Annotated in this window: 1 protein-coding gene; it reads left to right on the forward strand. The window is 42.4% G+C overall.

Features of this window, described 5'->3' with window-relative positions:
- Positions 1-264: hypothetical protein (locus ACFINZ_RS11585; protein ID WP_375701595.1), on the forward strand; the 264-nt coding region annotated here is incomplete at both ends.

The following is a 264-nucleotide window of genomic DNA, read 5'->3' on the forward strand; positions in this document are numbered from 1 at the left end:
CTTTATTTCAGCGGCATCATTTCAGGAAACAACTCGAGTACTTACGGAGGCAGCGGTTTCTGGAAAGATTGATACTTTGCAAGGTCTTAAGGAGAATGTTATTGTCGGTCGTCTTATTCCTGCGGGTACAGGCGGTACGATTGCTCAAATCCGTCGTATTGCTGCAGTTCGTGATGATTTGATTGTTGATGAACAGCGCAAGTCTGGTAATAACGAAGTAGCTAAAGCTATGTTAACAAACATGACAACTGTTACAACTGTTGA

This window comes from Bartonella sp. AA81SXKL (assembly GCF_042196945.1).
Taxonomy (GTDB): domain Bacteria; phylum Pseudomonadota; class Alphaproteobacteria; order Rhizobiales; family Rhizobiaceae; genus Bartonella.